Source organism: Nocardia sp. NPDC058176 (assembly GCF_042883805.1).
Lineage (GTDB): Bacteria > Actinomycetota > Actinomycetes > Mycobacteriales > Mycobacteriaceae > Nocardia.
The window spans coordinates 37,033-62,420 of the sequence record NZ_JBHVVA010000011.1; the positions used below are offsets into that span (position 1 = coordinate 37,033).

Annotated in this window: 34 protein-coding genes; 30 read left to right on the forward strand and 4 right to left on the reverse strand. The window is 68.8% G+C overall.

Going from position 1 to position 25,388, the window contains the following annotated elements:
* The first annotated feature begins 274 nt into the window (after nucleotides 1-274).
* From ACFVVM_RS32570 to ACFVVM_RS32685, 24 genes are all read left to right on the forward strand, one after another.
* On the forward strand, nucleotides 275-916 hold the full coding sequence (locus ACFVVM_RS32570; RefSeq protein WP_387626181.1) for a hypothetical protein: 642 nt from the start codon (nucleotides 275-277) through the stop codon (nucleotides 914-916).
* Nucleotides 917-1,506: 590 nt separating this feature from the next.
* Nucleotides 1,507-1,692, forward strand: coding sequence for a hypothetical protein (locus ACFVVM_RS32575; protein WP_387626183.1), 186 nt, complete (start codon nucleotides 1,507-1,509; stop codon nucleotides 1,690-1,692).
* Nucleotides 1,692-1,847, forward strand: a complete 156-nt coding sequence (locus ACFVVM_RS32580; protein WP_387626185.1) for a hypothetical protein — start codon at nucleotides 1,692-1,694, stop codon at nucleotides 1,845-1,847. Before ACFVVM_RS32575 ends, ACFVVM_RS32580 begins: the two co-directional genes overlap by 1 nt.
* Nucleotides 1,848-1,896: 49 nt before the next feature.
* On the forward strand, nucleotides 1,897-2,163 hold the full coding sequence (locus tag ACFVVM_RS32585; RefSeq protein ID WP_387626187.1) for a hypothetical protein: 267 nt from the start codon (nucleotides 1,897-1,899) through the stop codon (nucleotides 2,161-2,163).
* Nucleotides 2,164-2,222: 59 nt separating this feature from the next.
* Complete coding sequence (locus ACFVVM_RS32590) at nucleotides 2,223-3,005, forward strand: PP2C family protein-serine/threonine phosphatase (RefSeq protein ID WP_387626189.1); 783 nt, start codon at nucleotides 2,223-2,225, stop codon at nucleotides 3,003-3,005.
* 42 nt (nucleotides 3,006-3,047) lie between these two features.
* A complete protein-coding gene (locus ACFVVM_RS32595) occupies nucleotides 3,048-3,698 on the forward strand; it encodes a hypothetical protein (protein ID WP_387626191.1) in 651 nt (216 codons plus the stop codon).
* Between the two features lie 447 nt (nucleotides 3,699-4,145).
* On the forward strand, nucleotides 4,146-4,901 hold the full coding sequence (locus ACFVVM_RS32600; protein ID WP_387626193.1) for a hypothetical protein: 756 nt from the start codon (nucleotides 4,146-4,148) through the stop codon (nucleotides 4,899-4,901).
* Between the two features lie 82 nt (nucleotides 4,902-4,983).
* A complete protein-coding gene (locus ACFVVM_RS32605) occupies nucleotides 4,984-5,394 on the forward strand; it encodes a hypothetical protein (protein ID WP_387626195.1) in 411 nt (136 codons plus the stop codon).
* Between the two features lie 57 nt (nucleotides 5,395-5,451).
* Nucleotides 5,452-5,805, forward strand: a complete 354-nt coding sequence (locus ACFVVM_RS32610) for a hypothetical protein (RefSeq protein WP_387626197.1) — start codon at nucleotides 5,452-5,454, stop codon at nucleotides 5,803-5,805.
* Nucleotides 5,806-5,988: 183 nt separating this feature from the next.
* Nucleotides 5,989-6,486 carry a hypothetical protein gene (locus ACFVVM_RS32615; protein WP_387626199.1) on the forward strand — a complete coding sequence of 166 codons (498 nt, stop codon included), beginning with the start codon at nucleotides 5,989-5,991 and terminating at the stop codon, nucleotides 6,484-6,486.
* A gap of 424 nt (nucleotides 6,487-6,910) precedes the next feature.
* Nucleotides 6,911-7,132: a hypothetical protein gene (locus tag ACFVVM_RS32620; protein WP_387626201.1), complete on the forward strand. Its 222-nt coding sequence runs from the start codon at nucleotides 6,911-6,913 to the stop codon at nucleotides 7,130-7,132.
* 2 nt (nucleotides 7,133-7,134) lie between these two features.
* Nucleotides 7,135-7,551: a hypothetical protein gene (locus ACFVVM_RS32625; RefSeq protein ID WP_387626203.1), complete on the forward strand. Its 417-nt coding sequence runs from the start codon at nucleotides 7,135-7,137 to the stop codon at nucleotides 7,549-7,551.
* Nucleotides 7,548-8,201 carry a hypothetical protein gene (locus ACFVVM_RS32630; RefSeq protein WP_387626206.1) on the forward strand — a complete coding sequence of 218 codons (654 nt, stop codon included), beginning with the start codon at nucleotides 7,548-7,550 and terminating at the stop codon, nucleotides 8,199-8,201. The genes ACFVVM_RS32625 and ACFVVM_RS32630 overlap by 4 nt, the downstream gene beginning before the upstream one ends.
* Nucleotides 8,202-8,225: 24 nt before the next feature.
* The gene (locus tag ACFVVM_RS32635; RefSeq protein WP_387626208.1) at nucleotides 8,226-8,573 is read left to right on the forward strand and encodes a hypothetical protein; all 348 of its coding nucleotides are present in this window, start codon (nucleotides 8,226-8,228) and stop codon (nucleotides 8,571-8,573) included.
* Complete coding sequence (locus ACFVVM_RS32640) at nucleotides 8,573-8,983, forward strand: hypothetical protein (protein WP_387626210.1); 411 nt, start codon at nucleotides 8,573-8,575, stop codon at nucleotides 8,981-8,983. The genes ACFVVM_RS32635 and ACFVVM_RS32640 overlap by 1 nt, the downstream gene beginning before the upstream one ends.
* A 330-nt stretch (nucleotides 8,984-9,313) precedes the next feature.
* Nucleotides 9,314-9,856, forward strand: coding sequence for a hypothetical protein (locus ACFVVM_RS32645; RefSeq protein ID WP_387626212.1), 543 nt, complete (start codon nucleotides 9,314-9,316; stop codon nucleotides 9,854-9,856).
* Between the two features lie 42 nt (nucleotides 9,857-9,898).
* Complete coding sequence (locus ACFVVM_RS32650; protein ID WP_387626214.1) at nucleotides 9,899-10,546, forward strand: hypothetical protein; 648 nt, start codon at nucleotides 9,899-9,901, stop codon at nucleotides 10,544-10,546.
* Between the two features lie 485 nt (nucleotides 10,547-11,031).
* Entirely contained in the window at nucleotides 11,032-11,565 is a 534-nt protein-coding gene (locus tag ACFVVM_RS32655) for a hypothetical protein (RefSeq protein WP_387626216.1), read from the forward strand.
* 496 nt (nucleotides 11,566-12,061) lie between these two features.
* A complete protein-coding gene (locus tag ACFVVM_RS32660; RefSeq protein WP_387626218.1) occupies nucleotides 12,062-13,150 on the forward strand; it encodes a DUF932 domain-containing protein in 1,089 nt (362 codons plus the stop codon).
* Nucleotides 13,151-13,392: 242 nt separating this feature from the next.
* Nucleotides 13,393-13,620, forward strand: coding sequence for a glutaredoxin-like protein NrdH (nrdH, locus tag ACFVVM_RS32665; protein ID WP_387626220.1), 228 nt, complete (start codon nucleotides 13,393-13,395; stop codon nucleotides 13,618-13,620).
* Nucleotides 13,617-13,946: a hypothetical protein gene (locus ACFVVM_RS32670; RefSeq protein ID WP_387626222.1), complete on the forward strand. Its 330-nt coding sequence runs from the start codon at nucleotides 13,617-13,619 to the stop codon at nucleotides 13,944-13,946. The genes nrdH and ACFVVM_RS32670 overlap by 4 nt, the downstream gene beginning before the upstream one ends.
* Nucleotides 13,947-13,962: 16 nt before the next feature.
* Nucleotides 13,963-14,682: a hypothetical protein gene (locus tag ACFVVM_RS32675; RefSeq protein ID WP_387626224.1), complete on the forward strand. Its 720-nt coding sequence runs from the start codon at nucleotides 13,963-13,965 to the stop codon at nucleotides 14,680-14,682.
* An 83-nt stretch (nucleotides 14,683-14,765) separates the two neighbouring features.
* Nucleotides 14,766-14,999: a hypothetical protein gene (locus ACFVVM_RS32680; protein WP_387626226.1), complete on the forward strand. Its 234-nt coding sequence runs from the start codon at nucleotides 14,766-14,768 to the stop codon at nucleotides 14,997-14,999.
* A gap of 69 nt (nucleotides 15,000-15,068) precedes the next feature.
* Nucleotides 15,069-15,809 carry a Fic/DOC family protein gene (locus ACFVVM_RS32685; RefSeq protein ID WP_387626228.1) on the forward strand — a complete coding sequence of 247 codons (741 nt, stop codon included), beginning with the start codon at nucleotides 15,069-15,071 and terminating at the stop codon, nucleotides 15,807-15,809.
* A 13-nt stretch (nucleotides 15,810-15,822) separates the two neighbouring features.
* Here the strand turns inward: ACFVVM_RS32685 and ACFVVM_RS32690 are convergent, their stop codons facing one another.
* Nucleotides 15,823-16,941 (reverse strand): DUF4238 domain-containing protein, encoded by a 1,119-nt coding sequence (locus tag ACFVVM_RS32690; protein WP_387626230.1) that lies wholly within the window; start codon nucleotides 16,939-16,941, stop codon nucleotides 15,823-15,825.
* A gap of 696 nt (nucleotides 16,942-17,637) precedes the next feature.
* Between ACFVVM_RS32690 and ACFVVM_RS32695 the strand changes: the two genes are divergently transcribed.
* The 3 genes from ACFVVM_RS32695 to ACFVVM_RS32705 all read left to right on the forward strand — a co-directional run bounded on the left by ACFVVM_RS32695 (nucleotide 17,638) and on the right by ACFVVM_RS32705 (nucleotide 19,777).
* Nucleotides 17,638-17,871: a hypothetical protein gene (locus tag ACFVVM_RS32695; protein WP_387626232.1), complete on the forward strand. Its 234-nt coding sequence runs from the start codon at nucleotides 17,638-17,640 to the stop codon at nucleotides 17,869-17,871.
* A gap of 123 nt (nucleotides 17,872-17,994) precedes the next feature.
* Entirely contained in the window at nucleotides 17,995-18,441 is a 447-nt protein-coding gene (locus tag ACFVVM_RS32700; protein WP_387626234.1) for a hypothetical protein, read from the forward strand.
* Between the two features lie 373 nt (nucleotides 18,442-18,814).
* Entirely contained in the window at nucleotides 18,815-19,777 is a 963-nt protein-coding gene (locus ACFVVM_RS32705) for a DUF4192 domain-containing protein (protein ID WP_387626236.1), read from the forward strand.
* 250 nt (nucleotides 19,778-20,027) lie between these two features.
* On the opposite strand, the gene ACFVVM_RS32710 is transcribed toward ACFVVM_RS32705, so the two are convergent.
* On the reverse strand, nucleotides 20,028-20,186 hold the full coding sequence (locus ACFVVM_RS32710; RefSeq protein ID WP_387626238.1) for a hypothetical protein: 159 nt from the start codon (nucleotides 20,184-20,186) through the stop codon (nucleotides 20,028-20,030).
* A 33-nt stretch (nucleotides 20,187-20,219) separates the two neighbouring features.
* Nucleotides 20,220-20,642 (reverse strand): hypothetical protein, encoded by a 423-nt coding sequence (locus tag ACFVVM_RS32715; protein ID WP_387626240.1) that lies wholly within the window; start codon nucleotides 20,640-20,642, stop codon nucleotides 20,220-20,222.
* A 494-nt stretch (nucleotides 20,643-21,136) separates the two neighbouring features.
* Between ACFVVM_RS32715 and mobC the strand changes: the two genes are divergently transcribed.
* The 3 genes from mobC to ACFVVM_RS32730 all read left to right on the forward strand — a co-directional run bounded on the left by mobC (nucleotide 21,137) and on the right by ACFVVM_RS32730 (nucleotide 23,811).
* Entirely contained in the window at nucleotides 21,137-21,493 is a 357-nt protein-coding gene (gene mobC / locus ACFVVM_RS32720; RefSeq protein WP_387626242.1) for a plasmid mobilization relaxosome protein MobC, read from the forward strand.
* On the forward strand, nucleotides 21,490-23,214 hold the full coding sequence (locus ACFVVM_RS32725; RefSeq protein WP_387626245.1) for a relaxase/mobilization nuclease domain-containing protein: 1,725 nt from the start codon (nucleotides 21,490-21,492) through the stop codon (nucleotides 23,212-23,214). Before mobC ends, ACFVVM_RS32725 begins: the two co-directional genes overlap by 4 nt.
* Nucleotides 23,215-23,295: 81 nt before the next feature.
* Nucleotides 23,296-23,811 (forward strand): hypothetical protein, encoded by a 516-nt coding sequence (locus ACFVVM_RS32730; RefSeq protein ID WP_387626247.1) that lies wholly within the window; start codon nucleotides 23,296-23,298, stop codon nucleotides 23,809-23,811.
* Nucleotides 23,812-23,869: 58 nt separating this feature from the next.
* Here the strand turns inward: ACFVVM_RS32730 and ACFVVM_RS32735 are convergent, their stop codons facing one another.
* On the reverse strand, nucleotides 23,870-24,844 hold the full coding sequence (locus ACFVVM_RS32735) for a tyrosine-type recombinase/integrase (RefSeq protein WP_387626249.1): 975 nt from the start codon (nucleotides 24,842-24,844) through the stop codon (nucleotides 23,870-23,872).
* Between the last annotated feature and the right edge of the window lie 544 nt (nucleotides 24,845-25,388).

Consider the following 25,388-nt stretch of genomic DNA (forward strand, 5'->3'; position numbering starts at 1 on the left):
ACAGCCCGGATGCAGTCCCTGTTCAGAGCATGTTTTCCTTCTGGCCTATCGAGTGTGACCGGCGGCCCGTTGCGCGCAACCCCAGGCACCTCACGGGTGGCCTTCGGCTCGCGAATTTCTGGACAGCGCGCTCACTGCCGTTCGCACCAGAAATTTCGCGCCCGGTGGGGTGTGCACTCCGCGGTCCTGGCGCCGGTCGGACTCCTCGCTGCCAGAAGGGCAAAACAACGGGCGGACCGAGAGGTCCCGTTCCCCGGTGAGGAGTGCGATCGCTATGACCGAGACAACCCATGTGATCGAGCAGACCGTCGAGTCGATCTTCGGCGAGGTCACCGAGATGCTCGGCCCGATCTTCGAGCAGATGAGCTGGTGCGAAGAGGAGATCGCCGCCGCCCAGGCACGTCACCCCGAGCGCGCCGATGAGATCTGGCACAGCTTCCCGCTGTTGCGGCCCACCAACGACCTCATGGCTCGGGAGCCCGTGTACCGCGCGCACTGCCGCGAGATTCTCGACCGGGTCGCCACCGGCAGCGATACCCGCGCCGGAACCGCTATCGAGGTTCTGATGGTGATGCGGGAGACCAGCCTGGTAGCGCCACTCACCACCGCCGCCGCCGGTCTGTATTTCCGTATGTGGAGGGCTGCCGGATTGCCCGAGATCGACCCCGAGGGCCAGGTCCCCGACCTCGCCCACTACGAGGCGATCGCAGGGTCTCAGATCGACGAGCACGAGGCCGAAGTCCGTCGCCGTATCCGCCGCGAGGACCGCATTGCTGAGAAGCGAATCATCTGCTGCGGCCAGCACAACGGCGAGCCCGTCCACTGCCGCTTCGCCGAGCCCGAGCCTGCGCCGCGCGCTCTGGAGGCCGCCGCTGTGTGCCCGACCGGACCGGCCGAGCAGCTGGCCTTGCTCTGAGCGCGGGCGCTACACGCTGACCTGGTAACCCCGGCACGGGCGCACCCTGACCGAAGGGCGCCCGTGCCCCAGCCGGACCGGAGCTCGCCGGCGGCTCGCGCTCCCCCGGTAGCCGCCGCTACCTGGCGGGCGGCGCCACATCGACACCGGCACAGCCGGTCACACCCCGATCCGGCGCGGCGCGCCGAACACACCGGCTCGCCGCGGTGGAACGCCCGCTCGGCGCGGGTGTGCTCGACCTTCGCCGGTATCGAGCTCGCACTGCTCGCCGCAGGTTGTTCCCGTCGCCTGCGGCTCCCTCGAATCCGGGCACAGCCCGGATGCAGCCCTGTTCAGAGCATGTTTTTCCTTCTGGCCTGTCGAGTGTGACCGGCGGTCCGCTGCACGCAACCCCTGGCTTCGGCCCCGGTGGGACGACGACAACTTTCCGGCCTCGAGCAAGGCGCGCCTGCGGCGGCCGCGCCGGAAATTTCCCGTCCCAGGGGTGTGCATTCCGCGGCCCTGATGCCGGTCGATCTCTTCCCTGCCAGAAGGGCAAAACAACGGTCGGCTCCACCACCGGGTCGGCCACGAGCAGACAGGACCCCGCGATGGCTGTCACCACGATCGACCGCGCCACTTACCGGGCCAAGAAGGTCCACGACTACGCCGGAACCGTTGCCACTCTGGCCGATTCCACCGTGGCCGCGTGGAAGAAGACCCATCCGGATTGGCTCGGCAAGCACTGGCACCTCGAGACCGGCCCCTTTCTCACGCCGGTGAACGTGGGCCGCTGATGAGCCACGAGTACCGCATCGAGGTCCGCACCAACTTCTTCGGCACCGAGGAACAGGTCTACGTCCAGGCCGAGCAGCTCGCCCGCGCGTGCGGCGGGGAGGTCACGGCGATCTTCGACGCCGAAAACGGCTACGAGGAGTTGCCGACCGACTGAAAACCGTTGTCACACAGCCGATCACCCGATTCGCGACAAGGAGGTTCGCGTGGCCGTCACCGAGGCCCAGTGGCAGACCTACCCGCACTACGCGCTCAACGAGTACGGCCTGATCGACGGTCAGGCGCGCTGGCTGATCAGCAACACCGTCGCCAATGTCCGCGCCGCCGGTGGCCGAGTGCGACACACGCACTTCGAGGACCGGACCGGTGTCGTCGACGCCGTCACCGAGACGGGCAGCTGGCTGATCGCGTGGGACGACGGCACCCGCAGCGAAGAGACCCCGTTCACGGTCACCGCGCCACTACGCGACTGACCCACCGTCACAACTTCCGTTGGACCGCAACCGATTCCAGAGACTCTCAGGAGGACCGCATGAACGCCACCCACACCGAGACCGCCGACACCGCGAGCGCCGGTGCCACCATCTTGGTCGCCGCGGCGAGCCTGATCGGGGGCCGAGACGTGCAGCAGGACGCCCACGACTGGCGCATCACCGACAACGGGTACGTCGTGGCCACCGTGGCGGACGGTGTCGGTTCGGTGGCCCGCTCGGAAGTGATCGCCGAGGCGGCCGCGCGGGCAGCGGTCGCCTTCGGTGCGCGCCCGGAGTACCAGGACGATCCCGCCCACGTGATCGAGCTGGCCCGCATCACGATGACCCTGCACGGCGCGCACGCCACCAGCGAGATCTCGGATGTGTTCTACGACCACGAGTTCGGTGACCTCGACGGCTCGTATCCGAACACGACCATCGTCGTGGCCACCGCCGAGGCCGCGACCGGGGAAATCCATGTCGGCTGGATCGGTGACTGCCGGGCGTGGGTGCACCTGCGTGACGGGCGCCTGATTCAGCTCACCTCCGACCACAACGAACCCTGGGATCCCACCAGGCTGACCCGATCGCTCGTGCGCGGAGAACCCGAGAACGCCCACTGGCACCCCGGGGCGAACAGCGCGCACCGGCCGCGCCACGTCGTTCTCACCAGCGACGGCATACACGACGTCATGAGCGCCGCATACATCCGCGAGGTACTCCTGCACGCCGAGAGCCCGAAGCAGGCCGCGACCTGGCTGACCGAGTGGGCAGTACGCGACGCCGGGCGCGGCGCCGACAACGCAACCGCCCTCGTTCTCGAGCTGCCCGAAACCGACTAGCGCAGCACCACAACCCCATTCCCCACGCTCAGGAGGCTCACGATGACCGACACCGAACCCACCGCCGCCACGAACCTCGCTGTCGACCTGCCCGGCATCGGGACCGTGACCGCCCGCGCCGAACACCACAGCAGCGACGCCGTGGTGTACCGGGTCGCGGGGCCGCGTGTCACGGGCGCGTTCACCGTCCGCCCGCACCGCGCGCTCGAAGCGCCCTCGATCATCGAGGTCCGCGTGTCCTACGGCCTCGTGAGCGACCGGGCGCCCGCGCTGTGGACCGAGCGTCCCGAGGTCAACGGGGTCGTCCTGCTCGGCAGCAACCTGGTCACCGTCGACGCGGTGCCGAGGCTGGCCACCAGCGACAAGCTGAACCCGATGCGCGGGGCGAACAACCACTACGGCCGCGACACCGCCCCGGCGGGTGCGACCGCCAAGACCCGCGCGGTGGTCGCGGCGATCCTGGCCGACTACTTCGCCCGGCCCGACCTGGCCGAGCTGCACCGGCGGGCATGCGCCGGTGAGGCCCTGGCCGCGATCGAGGAGGCCGAGGGTGAGCTGGAGATGATCGGCCAGCGCCTGCGCGAGGGCCAGGCCGCGCGCCGCCGGGTCCTGTCCCGGCTGGCCACCTTGCAGGTGATCGCCACCGGAGGACCGCTTGAGGGCAACCCGGTCGAGCTGCTCAACGCCCGGTGAGCAGCGGGCCCGGCGGGTCCCGCACGACATCTCGGCCGGGCACGGGGGTGGGCCACCACGGTGGCCGGCCCTCCGCGCGGTCGGGCGCTGCGGGACTCGCCTGTCGGCTCGTGCCGGTGTTCCGCCGCCGGCGGATGGAGATCGAATCCGCGCTGGCGCGCCGGATGCTGGTCTACCCCTTCGGGGGTGCTGTGCCTTCTGGCCTTCCGATCTTGACCGGTGGCCCGCTGCGCGCAACCCCTGGCTGACGGCCCGATGGGCGGACCAGTGTTTTCGCCCCTTTCGAGCCTGGCCACCTGCGGCGGCCGCGGGCGAAAACACCGGCCCCCAGGGGTGTGCACTCCGCGGGCCTGCACCGGTCGTCTCTCTCCCTGCCAGAAGGGCACAGCGAGTGGTCGCCACGCCAAGAGCAGCGGCTATCGCCTCAACATCACGCAGGGAGACACGATGGCGAACGAGTATCGCGCACCACGCATTTGGCACATCGAGGAGCGGTTCGGCTACTGGTACTCGACCAACCAGTTCGGCGGGTTCACCCGCCACGACACCCGCGCCCAAGCCGAGGCCGCGATCGAGGCCGACATCGCCACCTACGGCGACACCTGGGCATCCATCGCCGCTCCCGAACCCGCTGGGACACCGCCGGAGCCGCAACCCGCTGTGGTGGACGAGGACGAACACCGGCTCGAGGACCACGGCAAAATCTACTTCTCCCTCGGGCCCGGTGAGAACACCTGGCGGCTGGACTCGGCCAGTCTCGACGGGTATCCCCTCGACGGGCTCGACGAGATCGAGTGCACCTACGGCAACCGGCGCATGTGCCAGGTCTGCCGCAGCGCGGAGGGGCGCGCCGAACTCGACCGGGCCGGTGCGGTGCCGATTCCGACCGCGCGCGAGCTGCTCGACATGCTCGCCGAACACTACGGCTACACGCTGGTGGCCCACCTCGACGACACCACGAACGCCGCCGGTGATCCCGACCAGCTGCTCGCCCAGTTCCGTGAGACGTTGCGCGAGATCGAACAGGAAGCGGCCGACTACCACGCGAACCCGGCCAACGAGAACGACGCCCAGGCCACCGCGACCTACGTCGACCGCCACGCCGAGCTGCTCGCGGAGGCCGTCGACGCCGCTGTCGGGCTCGATGCCGCTGCCAGCCACGGTGTTCGCCCGCAGCTGTGGAACCACGCCCACGCCGCCTGACAGTTCCGCCCCTGTCCCCCGGTGGCCGCCGGTCGAGTCCTGCGCTCCCGGCGGCCACCGGGCCCGAACCCGAGGAATCCCGATGCCCCGCTACACCCTTGACCTCTACGCCGTGGTGACCGTCGAGATCACCGCGCCGAGTGAAGCCGCCGCACGCAAGATGCTCGACCACGACGACTACGGCCAAGAGCTCGAACCGCGCGGGGGCCGAGTCGCGCTCAGCGCCGGGCGGGCCCTGCCCTTGCCCACCGACCTGTTGTCGCTTTCCTATCGCAAGGTCTGGACCACGGTGTGCGTGGTCGACGACGACGGCACCCTCACCGACGGGACCGCCCGCCCCGGCGACGGCCCGGTCCCCGAGCTCGAGGCGCTGTGCGAAAAGCAGTACTGCGCCACCGAGGACTGCCTGAACCTGCTCGACGACGGCGAGGGCTGGGAGGGCTACTGCGGCACCTGCGCCGACGTGCGCGCCGCCGCCGAAGCGGACCTGTAGCCAGCTCCCCCCACCGAGCTGTCCGGCCGAATCTCACACCGAATTCAGGAGAACCCCATGTCACCGACCGAACACGTGACCGCCCCGCCCCCGTGGATGCAGGCCTTTGAGGCCGCGGCCCGCGAACACCTGCTGCACCCGCCGAGTGAATGGACCGTGGTGCGTCGTGATACCCGGCGATGGGCCGTCGTGGACCACCGCGGCGCGACGATTGCCCGCAGGACCACCCGCAAGGCCGCCCGCGCCGCCATCGAAGACAGCACCGAACGCCGGACCTGGGAGGACAACCGCGCCTGGTACCTGGGCGAGAGCACCGATCCGCGAGTTCGCCAGCTCACCACCGACGAACAGCGGATCGTCGCCCAGATCATCGCCGGGAGCGACACCACCGAGACCCCGAGCAACAAGTAGATCAGCGAACGCCGGGCCCGGACACCTGTGCGCGCCCGGCGGGAAGCGGAACCTGCGCCGCCGCCCGGTTCGCCGATAAGGCTGATCTGTAGTCCAGCACCACCGCCCGACACCGCGATCCGGTCAACCCGTCGCCCCGGTGCGTCGGGTTCCCCGAGCTCTCACACCATCTGGAGGACACCTATGCCCACATACACCGTGACCTGGTCGATCGAGGGCAGTCACATCGAAACCGAAGTCCGTCATGTCGACGGGGACAGCCCGCTCGAGGCCGGGCATCTGGCGCTGGCGGCTCACGGCCACACCGACACCGAAATCGGTGTGACCGTGGTCGACGAGGACACCGGCAAACGACGAACGTTCCTCGTCGACGACTACGCACGCATCGCGCTGCGGTTGTGGGCGGCCGAGGAATGGCGGCCGCCGTTCAGCCGCGAGGAGGCGGTGATCATCGCGACGGGCTGGGCCAGCGAGCATTTCTGTCCGAAGTTGTGCGAGTGGGTCAACGGGGTCGACGTGCCGGTCGAGCAGCTCGTCGCCGATGCCCACGAACTGTGGGAAAACCTCGGCATCAATACCGAGTGCTGGCCCTACGAGGGTGAGCCGTGGCCGAGCATCCGCGCGGTCGCGTCGTTGACCCACTACCTCGAGCAGCACCGCGACGAGGGCACCAAACCCTGAGCCAGAGGCCGGACCGGGCATCCACCCGGCCCGGCCGCAGGGGCGGAATCGGAACTCACTGCCGTTCGTGGCCACGCTCACCGCGGCGCTGCGCGCCCAGGAGCTCACCGAGTTCGCGCCAGACCATCCGCCGTCGGCGGGGCCGGCGGAATCCGGGCGAGCCGGATGCTGCGCCTGGTTTCCCTGCGGGTTTTCTGCCTTCTGGCCGTCCGAGCGTGACCGGCGGTCCGCTGCGCGCAACCCGTGACGGCGCTGCGCTGGGCCCTGGCGGGCGCGAACAACTTTCCGGCTCCGAGCAAGGCGCGCCTGCGGCGGCCGCGCCGGAAACTTCTCCGCTCACGGGTATGCACTCCGCGGCCCTGTGCCGGTCGGTCTCTCCCTTGCCAGAAGGCAGAAAGAACGGTCGGACTTCGAGGAGACACCGATGGGCAAGGGCAGCACCGCCAGCAGCGCGACCCACTACCGCACACGCGAGGACGGCCGGATCGGCTGTATGAGTTGCGGGCAACCCGCGACCCGCTGGATCGACATGGAACGCAGGGGAATGCGGCGGTTTCTCTCGACCGCCTACTGCGCCGAGCACGGCGATTGGGAGTTCGACGACCCCGACCACACCCACCGTGCCCGCGCGCTCACTCAGGACTGAAAATGACTGCTGCACACTACATTCCCGCTCTGCGCGCGATCGTCGCTCACGAGTTCCCCGGTTCGCCGACCGAGCGGCCCGACCGTGCCGAATGGGCGCGTGCCGAGGCGATCTCCGGGATCGAGATCACCGGATACCTCAATCGGGCCCGGTTGCGTTCGCAGGTGCTGCGCCACCTGATCCGCCACCCCGAGTCCGCGTTGCACCCCACCGATCTGGACGGGGTCGGCCGCGTCGGTCACACCGTGCTGCTGTGCCGGTGCGGTGAGCGCCACGTCACCGCCCGCACGACCGTGCCCAGCACCGTCAATCCCGCCCTGGCCACCTCGACGGTCACCGACACCGAGTTCATGGCGCAGCGCGCATGGACCAGCAGCCACCGCCCTCACGGCGGAATCCGGCAGGAGTACACCCGATGAGCCTCGATATCCGCACGTTCGACCTGGGCGCCGAGTTCGGGCGCGCCCGCGCCACGATCACCAGGGTCGGCATCGATGTCGTCTACCACGTGCGCGCGCCGCACCTGCACGGTGCGTTCACGCTGCGCCCCCTCGACCCGCTCGAATCCGAGCCGGGCGAGGGCGCCGAAGTGATCTTCGGTTGTGACGGTGCCCTCGCCGCCCTACATCCAGCGTGGGAACTGCTGCTCGCGCGTCCGGTCGTGCACCGGGTCACCCTCATCGCTGGGGCGCGGGTGTCGGTTCACCGGCTGGCCGCCATCACCGACAACCCGCTGTTGCTGTGCCGCGAACCCGCTGCCGGGGATGGAAGCCGAGTCGCCACGGGCGCGGTCAAACGGCGCGCCAGCGCGACCATCGGCGCGATCACCGCCGACTACCTGGCCCGTGCGGACCTGCACGAGCTGCACCACGCCCACTGTGTCGAGGCAGCGAAAGCCCGGATCAAGGGTGCCGAGCGCGTCATCACCGACACCGAGCACGCGATCAATCGCAAGGTCGCCGAACTCAGCAAAGCCCGCCACACCCTGGCCACGCTGCACCGCGCCGCAGCCGGTGAACAACTGCCGACCTGGTTGCGCCACTCGCTGGCCCGCCTGTCCACCCGCTGACCGTCGAGAAGGGAGACCGCGCCGATGATCGCCAGCCCGCCGCCCGACCCAACGCCCGCCACCGCCGCGCCGTCGCGGCGCGACGACGAGCCGGGCCCGGTGACGTCGAATCCGCACTGGCACCCCAAGCCCTCGTGGCGGATCGCCGAGGACGGCCGTATCCACGCGCTGGCCGGATATCGCATCCACATCGAGCCGATGCGCCGCAACCTGCGCGACGCCCGCCGGTTGTGTGACGAGATCACTTGCGGCGCTTGTATTCACGATTGCTCGTGCTTGCCCTGCTCGGGCTGGTGTCTGTGCGATACCTTGCCCGAGCCGACCACCTACCGCGACCGCCCGGCACCCGGCCGCGATGGCGAGGTCCGGTGATGGCGCGGCGTGTGCCCGGCCAGGGCAAGAACAGCACCTGGGATCCGACGTTCTGGTGCCACAAGTGCAATCGCTGCGGGCGCAAAGGAACCCGCGACTTCATCCCCCAGTTCCAGCGCGACCTAGAAGAGTGGGAACAACGCGGCAGTTACGCCAGCTCACTCGGTAAGTACGGTGCCGCGGTCGTGTGCCGGTGGACGGTGGCCTGCAATCGCCGGTACTGGGCCCAGGTGAAGGCGGTCGAGGCCGCCGAGGACGCCCAGCGCGCGGCCGACGCCGCCGCCGGAATCATCACCGCCGGGCCGACGGTCGAGCTGGACGCCCGCCACGATCAGCGCCCGTCGAGCACCGGATTGCCCGAGGCCCCAACGCAGATGACGTTCTGGGACGCGCCGGGTTCGACCGGCTAGCCACCCGTAGGGCCATGTGCTCCGGGCCCGCGGTCGTCCCCGCGCGGGCCCGCGGGCTGGCGCCCGGCGGAGCTCGCGGTGCTCGCGCGGTGTTCGCGCCGGCGGCGCGGAGTTCGGAAACCCGGCGTCGCCGGTTGCTGCACCTGGTGGAGTTCTTGCCCATTCTGGCTCTCCGATCTTGACCGGCGCCGTCCTGCGCGCAACCCCCAGGCTGGCGGCCCTGGCGGGCGGGTTGCACTCCGGGCGGCTCGTGCCGGTCGAGTTCTCCTCTGCCAGAAGGGCAAGAAGTTCGGTCGGGGTGATCCAGCCGAGGGAAGCAGGGAGGACACCATGACCGTGCCGCAGATCGAGGCCAGCGACATCGTCGGAAAGGCCGGGGACAACCAGGTCACCCTCTACGCCGAGCACCGTGGCGTGCCGCTGCGCTACCAGCTGCGGATCGACTCCTACCCCGAGTACTGGCGATTGAGCGTCGAGGCGTTCGCCCGCGACCAGCTGACCTGGAACACCTTGTGGTCGCTGATGCCCGAGTCCTACCAGGTCGTACGCGGTCCCGACGACATCGCGGCGGTGATCGATCCCGACAGCCGCATCATCGCCAGCCCCTACAACCGTGACCTCGAGGTCAAGGCCGCGAGCTGGAACAAGCTCATCGCCGAACTCGCCCGCCACGTCGAGTTGCTGCTCGCACCGCCCGCGCCCGCGCGCCTGGACCTGGCCGTCGAGGACGACAACCTCATCGTCACGGCCGGGATCAGCGAGGCCGACAACGCCGTGGTGGTGCAGGTCGACACCTACGGCCTGGACCCCGAGCGCCAGTGCCGGGTCTACGTCAACTCCGGTCCGGTGTTCGACGCGATCCCCGAACGGTGACCCGCAATTCCTGAAACCACCTCTACTGCAAGGAGTTACGCGATGAACAACACCATCACTGACCGCAGCGCACGCGGCCACCGGGGTGCGCGCGGACTGCGCGCTCGCGCCGGTTCCCTGCGGGTCGGGCTGACCGGTTGGCGTGGCCGCCGACGAACCGCCGGGGCAGAGCTCGAGCTCGCCGTGGCCGACCAGTGGTGGATCAGCGTCGACGCCTGTATCAGCACGATCGACGGGGCCGCGCTCGTTCACGTCGACACCAGTGCGCTCGACCCGTCGCGGCGTTGCCGGGTCACGGTCAACGACGGCGCGGTCTATGACGCGATCCCCGACGAGGCGGACCACAACCTCGATCAGGTCGCGGACTACCTGGCCGAGTTGCGCCGCCAAGAGGTCAGCGACCTCACCCGGGCAGGCGCGGCCGCGCGCGTTCAAGCCCCCGACCTGCCCGAATGGCCCTACGTGAACGTCGACCCGGACGACCTCGGGCGCGACTGGCCCCTGATCACCCTCGATCAAATCGTGCGTTGGGGCGGCACCGTGCTCACCGAAGACGAAATCGACCGGGTCGTCGCCGCGATCCCGAAGTCCCCGATTCCCGACGCGATCGCCGACATCGTCGCGGCCATCACCGCCCAGGACCCGAGCGAAGACGAACCCGATCCCGACCGGCGCCGCCACGGAGACTGATCCCCGCGCGGGCCGTGGGCCGGTTCCCCGTTCACCACGGGGCGCCGGTGCTCGGCCCCGCGGGGCGCCGGGAATCGAGCACGGCGGCCACCGTGCGCTGCCTGTGGCGCCGGCAGGGCGGTTTCACTGCCGCCCGGCGCGCGGAACTCACCGAGGGTTCGTGCCGGTCTGCGCCCGTGGGGCGTGGGAACCGGGCCCACGGGCGCGCCATCGGCGCCCCGTGCGGCGGTCCGATGCCCGGGGGTTGCCTTTTTCCCTTCTGGCCGTTCGATTCTGGGCCGGGCGGCGCACCTGCGCGCAACCTCGAGGCACTGGCGTGGCCTGACGGCTCGGCAATTTTCCACTACGAGGCTTGCTGATGCGGCGCCGTGGAAATTTCCCGCCCACGACATTGCACTCCGGCGGCCTATTGCCCGCCCGAACTCTCCCCTTGCCAGAAGGGCAAAAGCATTGGCGGGTAGGCCAATTGAGGTTTGGGAGCAGCGATGGGTCAGTACTACAGGCCGGTTTTCCTCGAGGACCAGGGCAACGCGATCACAGGTTGGCTGTCGTGCTACGACTACGGCAACGGGGCCAAGCTCATGGAGCACTCCTGGGTCGGCAACGAGTTCATGACGGCGGTGGAATCGCAGCTGTCGACGCCGACCAGGCTGGTGTGGGCCGGTGACTACGCCGATCCCGAGCCAGGCACCGTGGCGACCCTGTACGCGATGGCAGGGTGGGGCAGCAAGATCAGCCCGGACGACCCGCAGCGCCGGTCGGGACGGTTCGTGATCAACCATGACCGGGGCATGTACGTGGACAAGCAGCAGATTCCGGCGAACGCGGACGGGTGGACAGTGCACCCGCTGTCGGTGCTGACCGCCGAGGGGAACGAACGCGGCGGCGGCGACCTGCACGAGGACTACACCACCGGCAACTTCGCCCTGGTCGGCACCTGGGCGCGCGACCGCATCAGCGTGGGCGAGGTCGTGCCCGACGGGTTCGATCGACTCACGTTCGACCTGGTCGAGACCTAGGACCCTGACCCGCATCGGGCACCTCGTGATCGCAGGATCGCGGGTGCCCGGTGGGGGAACCTGGCTGGCGGAATCGAGCACGGCCTGGCCGTGCGCGGCGGGGTGCCCGGGAGCCGAGGCTGGCGCCGGCCCCACGGGCGCGGAACTCACCGGCGGTTCGTGCCCGGTGTTCCGCCCGCAGGGCGGGTTGTCGGGAACCGGGTGCACCAGCTGCACCCGGTGCAGGCGGTTCGCTTTGTTTTGTCCTTCTGGCCGTCCGATGATGACCGGCGGCCCGCTGCATGCAACCGTTCGGCTGCGCTGTCGCTTCGGCCCTGGCAGGCGGCGACAATTTCTCTCCATTCGTGCTCACCCCGGTTCGCTGCCGAGAATTTGCCGACCCCGAACAGTTGCATTTTCGCGGCCCTGATGCCGGTCTGAATCTCCCTCGCCAGAAGGGCAAAAAAAGTTGGCGGCCACGTCAACCCCTTCTTTTTCGCGAAGGAGCCAGCCAGTCATGAGCCGGGAAACCTACGAGACCCTCAACACCCAAACTCTCATCGGCTATACCGACAAGCGGGGAATGGCCTGGCACTACCGCGCTGATTCCCAGGGCGTGGAGCCGAATCATTATCCCGGCGCGATCCCGGTCGCCGATGTCGAGCGCCGGTTGTTCGATTGGGACGCGATCGCCTCACCGAAACGCTGGGACGTGCCTGCCGCGGTCGAGGAGGCCACCGGAGTGGATGTCCAGGGGCGTCCGGTGCGCACGATCACCGGCACCGATCAGGTGATCTGGCGCAGCGACCGGCCCGAGGTCGATCTGGGCACCTTCCGCCCCGGCTATGAGATCCACCAGTTCAAAGAGGTGCTGCTGGAAGGGCTCGCCGAGATCATCACTCCCGACGGGCTGGCCGTGACGAGCGAATCGCTGGGCATCGGTTCGGCCGGAGTGCTGCGAGAGGGTCGCCAGGCGTGGGTGCAGATCGAGACCCCGGACAACGTGTCCACGCCCGAGGGGGTGGATTTCCGGCCGACGCTGCTGGCCGCCTCCAGCCATGACGGTTCGCTGTCGACGACCTTCGCCGCGGTCGCCACGATCGTGGTGTGCGACAACACGATGGCCATCGGGCTGAGCGAGGCCCGCGAATCGGGGCGCCGTATCAAGATCCGCCACAGCCGCAACTCCCAGTTCAAGATCAAGGACACTCGCGAGGCGCTGGGGTTGATCGTGGAATCCGCCGAGGGATTCGCTGCCGACATCGCCGAGTTGTGCCGGATCGAGGTCAGTGACCAGCAGTTCCGGATGTTCCTGGCCGAAATCGCCCCTATCCCGCCGGATGCTTCCCCGGCCGGGGCCACTCGGATTCACAACCGGCGCGCCGAGCTGCACGAGGCGTACCACGGTGATCGCCGGATCGAACCGTGGAAGGGCACCGCGTTCGGTCTGCTCCAGCTGGCCAACACCTGGCGTCACCACCTGGCGCCGATCCGCAAGGACACCAGCCGCGTCGAGCGCAACATGTCCCACGCCGTGACCGGAAAGACCGCCGTCGAGGACGCGAAGGTTCTCACCGCGATCGACAAGGTCCTGGCCATGGCCTAACGGTGCGTCTCGCACACGAGATCCGACCGGTTTCGTGTGCGGGGCGGACGGTTGGAAATGCCACTGCCAAAGCCCTGAACAAATACCATCAAATCGGTACGAGAGAATCCGAGAAGCATTGTCCGACAATTGCACCGACCACCTATTACGGCTGGTGAATAGCGGTCAGATCAGGTAGAATAAGGGAAAGTTCGGCGCGCTTCACTGCCGACGATTCCGGGGAAATTCTGAGGAGTGAAGAAATGCCGGTAATGGTGTATTCCAAGCCTGCGTGCGTGCAATGCGACGCCACGTACAAGGCGCTCGACAAAGCGGGAATCGAATATCAGGTGATCGATATCAGCGCCGACCTCGAGGCCCGTGACTATGTGATGTCGTTGGGGTATCTGACCGCGCCGGTCGTCACCATCGACGGGGAGCACTGGTCAGGGTTCCGTCCGGACCGGATCAAGAAGCTGGCCGCGGCATGAGCGCGGTGACCGAGCTCGAGACCGTCGAGCTGTACATCTCGGCTTTCACCAGCTCCGACCTGGGCGCCGGGATCGACCTGCATGCCGTGCACGAGGTGCACTACAACGACGACGAGACGATCTACGGCTGGACCGTCGGCCCGTGGTGGGAATCGCTGCCGGTGGGCCCGGAAGATCCCGCCGCGCGAGCGACCCTCGACGAGCTCGACGCCGCGCTGGTGGCCGCGGGGTACACGCGCACGACACAATGGAGTGGACCCCGCCACCGTCGATCCGACAACAGCGTCCGCTACATCGCGGGCGCCACGACCACGCTCGAGATCTGAGAAAGGGGTGCAGGTCATGGCCAGGAACACGCGATCCGCGGCCGCCGCGGGTGAACTGCGGCCGGTTCCCGAACTCGATACCGACGTCGACGTCGATCTGGTCTCCGAGCTCGCCGACGAGATCGAGCGGCGCACCGTCGCGGTCCGGCTGGATCCGGAGACCAACCTGATCGGCGCGCTCATGGCCATGCCCGCGGGCGAGGTCGCCGAGGTGCTCGAAGTACTCGGTGACGACGACATCGAACGACCGTTGGCCCGCACCATCTTGATCGTGATCCGCAAGCTCGTGGCCAGCGGCCGCACGCCGGATCCGGTCGCGGTGGTCGCCGCGATCCGCAACCCCGATCACCGCGGTGCCGGCGGTGAGACCACGGTGGTCACCGAGGTCCCCAACCGGTTCGAGACGATCGCGAAGTTCGTTGCCGACTGCTACACGACCGGGATCGGCGTCGACGTGTGGGGAACGGCCTACCAGGTCGTCGACGATGCCTACCGCCGAGCGTTCGGGATGGCCGGGCTGCGGCTGACCCAGATGGCGGACTACCCCGCCGATACCGAGGACATCGAGCAGGTCGCCGCGGCCGCGGTCCTCGAATGGCGCGGCTACTGGCACCGCCTGCGCGCGATCAAGGCCCGCTACGCCCACACCCCGGCGCCGGCGCCCGAGGACGTCGAGGCCGAGGCCGACGATCACGGCGAACACCGTGACGAACCCGCTCCCGAAGACGACCACTGACCCGACCCGACGCCACCACCGCGACGTCTCCCACGTCGCTGAGCTGGGCGTCTATGATCGATCCAAGAAGGAGAGGAGCCGCCATGGCCACCTGGGCAGCGAAGTTCCCCGCCGAGTTCAAGAAGCTGACCGACGAGCAGGCCCGCGCGCTCGAGGGCACGCTGGCCAGCCACGCACTCGAAGGCCTGACCCCGGACAAGACGTTCGTGGCGAACCTGGTCGCGGTGCGCACCGGCACGATCGACCGGGCCGAGTACCTGCGCCGCGCCAAGGCCTGGTCCGCCTCCAAGCACCGAGTTGTCCGCGCCGCGGGTTGAATGACCAACCCGGCTGACTCTGCGGAGTGGCAGGCCTACCTGTGGCCCTCGAACGACGGTTCGGGGGCCATGCTTCGCAATCTGTTCGGCACCCACGATCCCGACGAGCTGAACGATCTCGAGTACGCCGCGACCGCGCTGCGCCTCGACGAGCTGCGAGCCGGCGAGGTCGACATCGCGCGTACCGGCGACGCCGCGGAATGGCGCGAGATCCACCGGCACATCTTCCAAGATGTGTTCGAGTGGGCCGGGCAGTACCGCAACGTCGAGATCGACAAGTCCGGCGAACGGTTCCTCAACTCGACCGCGATGGATTCCTACCTGCACTACGCGCTGCGGGAAACCCGCGAGATCGACTGGTCCGGGCTCGACCGCACCCAGTTCGTCGACGCCGCGGCCGCGACCTACATGAAGCTGAACTTCGCGCACCCGTTCCGGGAGGGCAACGGCCGGTCCTCGCGAGCCTTTCTCGACCGGCTCACCGGCGAGGCGAGGTTCGAGTGCGACTACAGCCGCGTCGAGGCCGCGGTGTGGAACGAAGCGTCGCGGGCGACGATGCACCTGGACTACAAGATGCCCACCGGCCACAGCCCGCTGGTGCCGGTGTTCGACGCGATCACCGTCGACCGCGCCGAGCAGGCGACGGTCGAACGCGACGACGATCCTCAGCTCGCCGCCGACATCGCCCGCGTCCAAGCCGCTCTGCGCGCGCAGTCACCGCGCTCGGCCCGCTCCGGATCCGCGCCCGAGGTGCCCTCGATCGAGGTGACCCCGCCGATGCCCCAACGCGACACTGGCTACGAACTCTGACCCGTCGACACAGTCACGGCTTGACCTGTTCGGCATGACGGTCCATCCGGCTCGGCCGCAGCCGTCTCGGCACCGCCATGAGCGCCTCCTTGGCCGCGCCGCTGGACCCGCAGACCGTCAACAACGGGCGGCGCTCGGGAATCGGGAGCGCACGGAACTCATCGTCGTCGAGGCGACCGACGACGATGTCGAGGGAGTCCTCGACGATGTGGTGATTGATCCTGGCGGCCAGTTCCTCAGCCTCGGCTCCGGCGAACTGATCGCGCTCCACCACACCGCCCCAGTCATCGCCGCCTTTGGGGCCGAACAGCAACACGGTGCGCGGACTGATCGGCATCGCGATCTCCACCGCGGTGGAGATCCCGCGGCGTTGGGTCGAGACCACATGCGCCGTCCGGGTGACCGGGCGCCGTCGACGGCCCTTCTTCTTCGATGAGCGCTTGAACTCGCGCTGCCATTCCTGCTCGGTCATCGCGCACTCCGGCAGATGAGAAATGGGCCCGCCGGTAGTGATCATGATGACCATCTCGTCGCCGATCAACAGCATCGGCCGGTCGAGGGTGATCAGACAGACCGGCCGCTCGAGGAGGTCGCGCGCCACCGCCTCGGCCAGCGGGCCGATCTGCTCGATGTGCTCGTTCTGGTGGGGCGTGAACTCCAAGGTCCGCAGTTCGTCCTCGGTCACCGTGTCGGCCATCGTCAGGGCCGCCACCGTCTTGGCCTGCCAGTCGACCATCATCTCGTGCTCGCGACGACGGCGTGGACTGCGCACGGCCTGGAACGCAACGAACTCGACCAGCTCGGTGAACTCCTGAAAGGTCACGGCCACATCAATCGCGAACGGGGTGCCGAGCTTGCGCAGCACCGCCGCGGCGCGCGCCTCGACTCCACTGAGCAAGTGCTCGAGGCTGGAGTCGAGCTTCCCGTCGGTGGCAATGAAGGTGTAGAAGTCCTTGATCCCCAGATCGGTGATCATGCGGATGCCCTCGCGGCGATCGTGCTTGGACTTCACCCACACCCGGCCACTCGAGTCGGCCCACTTCTTGAGCACGAACTTCGGAACGACATGATGGCGAGAACCGACCTTGCGGAACCGGTCGGGCGACTGCAACCACTCCTCGTCGATGGTCATGGACCAATTGCACCACCGGCCCCCGACAGAACTCGAACGGATTATCGGGCGCCGATCGACGGCGGCCGGCCAAGCCCACCCGAGCACGCCGCGGGATCCTCCCTCGCCGCGGCTCCCGACCGCCCCGCGTGGTCGGTCGGGTCGACGCGGTCGACCGCTGACGCCGGTGCGGCAGGCACCGCACCAGCACCCGGTGCGGTCTCTGCCGAACAGCCCTCGCGGGCCGTGCCCTCTTGTGCGCGCCAGGCGCCGGAGACGAAGCCCTGACGGGCTGCCGACAGAACGGCCAAGGTCCTACCGGACCGACACCTACTCCATCGGCGCGGCGGTGCGCGACCGAGGTTCTGTTCGGGTCGCCGCGGGCGCCGACGAGCACGCGGACCGGTGTGCCGACGGGGGTGGGCGAAGCACCGTGGCGGGTGGTTCGTGCTCGGCGAGAACGTCGTGCTGGCGGGTAGCGGTCACCATGCTGGCCGTCCGGATCTGGCGTCCGAAGTCTGGCCGGCGGCCCGTTGCGCGCAACCCCTGACTGCGGCCCCCGTGCGGGGGCGGGAACAACTTTTCGGCTCTCCCGAGCAGCCCGCTGGAGCGGGCGCGGCCGAAAACTTCTTCCCTCAGGGGTGTGCACTCCACGGCCCTCGTGCCGGCCTGATTCCTCCCTGCCAGATACCGGACACCAACCAGCAGGAGGACCTCATGCTCACCATCCACGACCCCATTCTCGGCGACGTCGAGATCACCCCCGACCGCTTCATGGTCATCGTCACCAACGTCGACACCCATGAGAGCCGCGAGCTCACCATCACCGCGAGCATGATGCCCGATCCCAGCGAGGCCGGTGCCGAGCGGTGGATCGACGAGCTGCTGGGCGAGCCGTGGGTGGTGCGCATGGCCGTCCCGATGATCGGCGGTCACCTGGCCGTCGCCTGAACCTCGGCCCGGCCGCTTCGGCGGCCGGCGGATCCGGTCGGCGCGGGACTCGCTGCGCTCCTGCACCCCGCGTCCCAGGCGGGCGCGATGGGGTGTCGGCGGTGCCCGGTAGCGTCGGGCCCCGTGTGGTGGCGCGGGGAGAAGACCGACGAGTTGGCGCAGTCGCTGAGGCACTGGCTGACCCCGGTGTGCGCGACGGGATTGACCTCGACGCAGACGACCGAGTTGATCACCGCGCACACCCTCGAATGGGCGCACAGCAAACGCTGGCGAACCTCCACCGAGGTGCCCGCGCTGGTCGAGCGAACCATCAGCGGCCGCGTCTACAGCGGGCGCGTGGACGTGGTGTGTGAGCGGTCGTGGTGGCGGCCACCGATCGCCATCGAAATCGACCGCGCGAACAAGTCGTGGTCGGTCGACAAGCTGGTTGCCGAGGCCGAGGCCGGGCACGTCGCGCTGTGGGTGCGCTGGCGCGGGGAGACCGTGATCGATCTACCGCCCACGGTCGGGCTGGTCGACATCCGAGCCACCATCGCCAACCCCCGATCCACCCGTCGACGGGTTCGCTGAACCGATCCGCACGCGGTGCTGATGGCGGGTCTCGCGATGCTCGTGCTGTCCTTGTCCGCCGTCGGCGGAGCAGGGGTTCCGGCGTCGCCGGAAGCAATCCCTCTTCCCCGTGCGGGGAGGGTTCTTTTCCCTTCTGGCATCCGAGTTTGACCGGCGGTCCACTGCACGCAACCCGTGACTTCGCGGTGCTCGACCCTGCGGGCGCGAACAACTTTTCCGGCTCTCCCGAGCAGCCCGCCGAGGCGGGCGCGGCCGGAAAACTTCTTCGCTCAAGGGTGTGCGTTCCGCGGCCCTGTGCCGGTCGGATCTCTCCCTGCCAGAAGGGCAAAGAAATGGTCGTGGCGATCGCGATCATCGGACCTGGGAGGGTTTCGTGGGCAAGGTAGTGGTCAACACGGCGAACGATCTGATCGCGGCGGTTCCGGCGCTGCTGGGCTACCCGCCGGTCGAGCGTGTGTCGCTCGCTTTCATCACCGAGCGGGAGGTGCTTTTCGTGGCCGCCCCACCGATGGAGCTGTTCCCCGGCGAGATCGATCTGTTCGAGGGTGCCGCGCGCAACGGTGCCGATCGGGTGATCGTGATCGTGGCGACCGAAGAGCCGATGTCGCGGGTGCGAACCATCGTCGACGACATCGAGCGTCAAGCCCGTCAGGCGGGTGTGCAGATGCTGCGGGCGGTTCATCTGCCGGAGTACACGATGGGCGCGCAGTTCACCGATGTGCGCACCGGGGAGATGGGGTTGCTCAACGATCCGAGCACGTCTCCGGTCGCTGCCGATCGCGTGATGTCGGGCCGTCGTCTGCACGCGAGCCGCGCGGAAATCGAGCGCCGTTTCGAGCTCACCGAGGAAGCCGAACCGATGCTCGCAACTTCCGAGCCGTTCGAGCAGTTCGCGGCGCGCACGCTCAACGATGCGGTGGACGCGGTCATGCTCGGCGAGCCGGTCGGGGCCGAACTCGCGGCCCGTGTGGGTCGGTTGGTGGTGCGCAGTCGGACCGCGCGCGATGCGCTGGTCGGGGTCGGTGCGATCGGATGTGATCTGGCTGCGACGGTCATGGTCGACATCGCGAATCAGTTGCGTGGACAGATGCGGGTGGAGGTGCTCGCCGTCGCGGCGATCATGCTCTACGTCGCGGAGGACGGAGTGCCCGCAAGCGTGGCGGTCACGACCGCAGCGCAGTACGCGCGGGCCGAGGGGATCGCCGAGCCGCCGTTGCTGTCGCTGCTGATCCAGGCGCTCGGTAACGCGGTCGAACCGAGGGTGTGGCGTCGGCTGATCGACGTCGGTGTCGTGGTGGCCGACGACAGCTACCGGGTGTTCATCCCGCAGGTGTGAGCCGACGGTGCGAGGGGCCGGTGCGCCGGTCCCTCGCCGTTGTGCGGCGGGCCTCCGCACGGTCGGCCGACAGCGGAACGAGCTGACGCTCGTGCTCCTCGGTCGCGCCGTCGGCGGGGTGGAGCGGAAGCACCGCGCGGGCGCGCGCTGCCCTGTTGCGTGCGGTCTGTTGAACGGGTGAGGCCCGGACCGATAGTCGGTCCGGGCCTCACCCGTGTGCTGTGTCTCGGGGCGTGCGTTCTCTGGTCGTTCAGTCGTTGGCGCGTGTGGGGAATGCGATGTCGAACACCGCTGTGTTCGTGCGGCGCACATCGATGAACCGCTCGCCGCGAACAACAGCCGCGAGTTCGGCCGGCCGCGGCTTGTCGCGGTCCATCAGCACCTTGACGAGTTCAGTTTCAGCGCTCATTCGATCCCTCCGATCATGAGGTGGTTGGTCGGGTCAGGCCGAAGCCGTCGACGGCTCGGGCACCGTGCCTAGAGGTGGATTTGCGGGTGGCGGCGGGGACGGCTTCTTGTCCTGGCTGCTCTTCGGCGCGGCCGCCGTCGTGGCGGCGGTGCCGCGTCCTGCTGCGTCGCGACGCAAGGCCTTGGCGGAGTTGGTGCTGGGCTTCTTCGCGGGCGCCTTCTCGAGGAACGGGAAGAGGCCGAGTTCCTTGAGGGCGTTGTCGTCGAGCCCGGCGGTGCGTGCTTGTTTGACCGCGGCGTCGACCGCGGCGACGTTGGCGGCATCCTCCTCGGCATGGCGGGCGCGGGCCTCATCGCGGGTGGCGAACGCGTCCGCCAGCGCGCGTGCCGAGGTGATCTTCGCGTCGAGTCCTGCGCGCAGGATCGACTCGATCTGGTCAACGCTGGGTGTGGTCATTCCGACAGCCTAAACCAGCCGGTTTGGTTGCGGGAGGGTTGGGACGTCCCGATGCCTCGACTCGGCCCACAGGGGGCCTCCCCGAGGCATCGGGACGTCCGCGGGCGCGGCAAGCCGCGAGTCTTGCGGAGCCAGCCCCGACGTCACGGTGACATCCGTTGCGTACGCTAAGGATCGAGAGCAAGCTATACACTTAATTGCATTAAGTGGCTTGCGCGCTGGCTCGGCGGCCATCGCTGTGCGACACTGGGCGTGTCGTTCCCACCGGTTGGTGGGGGCGCTGCGCTCGGATTACTGCGGAAGGCGGTTACGGCATGACGGCTACGGACTCGTCCGCTGAGAGTGGCGATGTGTCCGCGTCGGGACGTCGCCGTCCGACGGGTCGACGTGTCGAGAACACGTCGAGTGATGTGGTCCCCGTGCGCTACACGATGACGTGGTCGCCCGCGTACGCGCGGCGGGTGCAGGAGTTCTCGACAGAACGTGGCATGTCGGTGCAGGGCGTGGTCAAGGAAGCCCTCGCCGTCCTGATGGCGGCCGAGGCAGACGCTGGTGGCGAGGCCGCCGGCGGAGGTCCGGGTGCGGAATCCGCAGCGGTCGATGCCACTGTCCTGTTCGGTGGTGACGGGCATGTCGATCGTGAGGCGCGGGCGGTGGTGGCGAAGGAGTTGTTCGCGCTGCACCGACTGGTCTCCAACGTCGCCAACAACGTCAACCAGATCGCGAAAGTCGCCAACTCGACACGCGTGTTCGACGACGAAGGTGACCAAGAACTGCGCGCGAATTTCGAGCTGATGCGGCGCCTGGCGTTCCGCCTTGACGCGGTGCTCGACGGGTTCCGGGTGTCATGATTCCCAACATCACCCGCGGTGGGAGCATGGCCGGATTGATGACCTATCTGGTCGGTCCCGGTCGCGGCAACGTACACACCGAGCCGCACCTGGTGACCGGTGACTCGGCGATCATGGCATGGCACGACGACGCCGAACTGTCGCACCTGGCCGCCCTCGACATCGCCGCGCAGCTCGACCAGCCGCGCAAGGTTTTCGGCACCGAGGTACTCGCGCCGAACTACCTGCGCGACGACGAGGGCAACGAACTGCGCGGCCCCAACGGCAAGAGGATCAAGCACCCCGACCGTCCCCTCAAGGACGGAAATGTGTGGCACTGCTCGCTGTCGCTGAGCGCTGCCGAAGGGCAGCTGACCGACGATCAGTGGGCCCGCGTCGCGCACGACTTCATGGACCGGATGGGGTTCACCGAGGCCAGTGGGCGCTCCCCCGCTCGGTGGGTCGCGGTGCGTCACGGCCTGAGCAAGAAGGGCAACGACCACATCCACATCGCCGCGAGCGCCGTGCGCGAAGACGGCACGAAAGTGAGCACCTGGAACGACCATCCTCGCGCGCAGAAGATCGTCGCCGAACTCGAGCGCGAGCACGGCCTCGTGGTCATCGAGTCGCGCGGAAAGGCACCGAGTATCCCGGGCTATCACCCGGGCGAAGTGGCGAGCGCGAAGCGTCGCGGTGACCTCGATCCGGCCCGCGATTACCTGCGGCCGATCGTGCGTGCGTGCGCGACCGCGAGCAAGACCGAGGCCGAGTTCGTGCGGCGTCTGCGCCGCGAGGGACTCGCGGTCTCGGCGCGGTTCGCCGCGGGCCGGTCCGACGTCGTCGTCGGCTACAAGGTAGGTCTCAAGCCGCGGATGGTCGGCGGTAAGTGGGAGCGCGTCGTTTACTACGGTGGCGGCGAGCTCGCGCCCGAGCTGGCGCTGCCCGCGCTGCGGGAGAGCTGCGGTTGGGAACGTACTCCCGAGACCGCCAGCGAGGCCGTCGACGAGTGGACAGCGGCCAAGCGTGGGCGCCCGATCGTGCACGACGGTGGTCGTGAAACTCGCGAGCTCACCGACCCCGCGTTGATCGAGCGCGCCGCGAAGGACCTCGGGCAGTGGAACAAGTACCTGCGTTCGATTCCCCATGGCGATCACGCGCAGTGGGCCAACGCCGCCGGGCGCACCGCGGGTGTTCTCGCGGCATGGTCTCGGCGCGTGGACCCCAAGCTCGGACGCGAACTCGCGGCCGCCGCACGGGCCATCGAGCGGTCCGCTCAGGTGTACCCGTCGCAGCGGTTCCACAAGCCGGTCGGGCGGATCGACTTCGCGACCAGTGCCGCGCTGCTGCTGATGCAGACGACCAACGTCTCCGCCGCGACCGGCTGGGTTCTGGTCCTGCGTCAGCTCCTGAAAACGATGGAGGCGATCCACGACGCACAGGTCGCGATGGGACAGCTCCAGCGCGCCGAACACATCGACTACGCACGCCGGGTGAACCTCGCCGCGGTGCGCACCCAGCTCCCCCAGAAGGCGAGCGCGGGCAGCGTCGCGGTGGCCACGGAGGTCCCGATGGATCCGGAGCTGGCCAAGGTCCGGCAGTTCTACGACGCGCAGCGCGGGCGCGGCGCCGAAGCGGCCGGTACTCGCGAGCCAGGCTCGCCGATTCCGGCCAAGCTCGACCCGGATGTCGAGCAGCCGACGGTGGGTGTGCAGCCCGAGCGCGAGGGTGGCGTCGAACGCTGACCCGACTGCTTGATCAGCATGCTGTAGCACCAGCGGAACCACCGTCGGATTCGACGCGAACAACGAGAGATCGGAACCACAGTGAGCACCCAGTCCGGCATCGCCCAGGCACGTGTCGTCGCCTCGAGAGCGATCTTCGAGCGGTTCCTTCCACCGACGGTCTACGCCGACGTCGCCGGGCTCGAATCGTGGGTCAGCGCAGAGACCGGAGTCTTTGTTCCGGGATTCATCCAGCCCGATGCGCCAGGTGGGATCGCGGCGGTGTCGGCCGAGCTCCCGCTGCACTCCTGGATCGCTCGACGCGAACTGTTCCCCGCCTACACCGACGAGGAGCTGGCTACCTTCCTGCAAGCCTGGGATCTGCTCGAGGGACACCGCCGCTTGGTGCACATCGAACTCACCAAAGCAGGCGGATTCCTCAACACTCCGCAGCCCGGCGTGTACTTCGCCAGCCTCTACGCCGAGGAGGGCATAGGCGTCGATCTCGCGGGTCAGATCGGGTCGCTGCTTGAGGCAGTCGACTTCGGTGTTCCGCCGGATGACGGGCGCGACGCACCTGCGAGCGAAAACTTCTACGCATGGTGGTACGGGGTCTGACAACCGGCCCCCGAGTGTGTCGCCATCCGGGTAGACCCGGTGGCCGGGCGCGATTGGTTCAGCCGGCGATCTCACCGAACAGATCGAGTTGCTGCCCGCCGGATCGAGGGATCCGGGCGCGCTTGTTCGCCACGCCCGTCGTCAGCGCGGCCGCGCGGACTTGATCGATCTCGGCGAGGCCGAGGCGTTGTGCGACGAGCTCGTCGGGATCACCGCGAAGGTGCTGGCGCTGCTGCGCGGTGGCCCGCAGAGTTCCCGGTGCCACGACGAGGTCGGCCGCGCGGCCGGCGCGGCGCACGATCGTGTCGATCGTGTGCGGGACCAAGCGACGGTGGGGCGGGTTGAACGACACGAACAGCGCACGTTCGGCGCTGTCGCGGCCGAGCAGGCTGTCGCGCTGCGGCATCCAGGTTCGCAGCGCGACCCGCGCCCCGGCGGACAGCGCGGCCCAACGCTGGCGCTGCGTTCCCCGCGCGACCGTCACGCCGCCGTCGTCGGCCAGGTCCACGTCGTCGACATCGAGCGCGACGAGCTCGGCCTCGGTCGGGCCGCAGTCCTCGAGCGCCAGACAGATCACGGCGAACGCCCGCGGCCCGTCCTCGGCCCCGGACCGCAACAGCGCGCGCAGTTCCGATGCGGTCAGGGTCGCCGGGACGATCCGTGTCACCGCGGCGCGGGGCGCTTCGGGCTTGCCCATCCCGAGCGAGGCGTAGAGCAGGTCGATCGCGGTGAGCGTGAGGTTGAGCGTGGTCGCCTTGATGACGCCGTCGCGGACGTCCTGCTCCATCTTCGCGGTGAACGCGGCGATGGCACGGTCGCGGCCGGCCGTGCTCGCCAGAGCGTCGGTGAAACCGTTCGTACGGATCCACACCAGGAACTGCTGGGCTCTCTCGAGATAGGTCTCGCGCGACCGCGCAGCGCGGTAGCGCTGCCCCAGCCAGATCCCGAACGACATCACCACCGGGCCGAACCCGTACTCGGTCGCCAGATCGCCCCACCCTGCCGACGATTCGCGGTCGCTGCCCGTGCTCACGGGTCAATCGTCTCAGCCGACACCGACATCTGGCTGGCCGCCGGGAACCGGCGAGCCCAGCAGGCCGCTCACCGCGAATCGCGTGGGTGCGATCTAACCTGATGGACGATTCCCGAGGGGCCGCGTCCTTGCCGGCTGTGGTGGCGCCGGTGTGGTGAGGTGGACTCGGAATCCGGGGCGTGGGAAGGGATTAGCGGACAGCACTCTCGCCATCCGCTAATCAATCCCGACAACCGGGCTCCCGAGTGGCTGTTGCGGCATGCTGCGGCGAGGCGCAGGCTGAGGATATGGGTGCGCCCGGTCCACCGGTAGGCGTACACGCGGTAGACGATCCGGCCGCGCGGCGAGCCTGCCTGGACTGCGGTCGGCCTCTCCCGGCCGACGCTGGTTCGCTGCGTTCGTTCTGCGGACCGGCGTGCGTTTCGCGGGCCTACCGCAAGCGGGTTCGACTCATCGAACGCACTGAGCGTCGTCGCGCCGTGCTCGCCTTGTTCACCGACCTGACCTACGCGCAGAAGGCCGCGATCGTCTCCGGCAGGGTCCG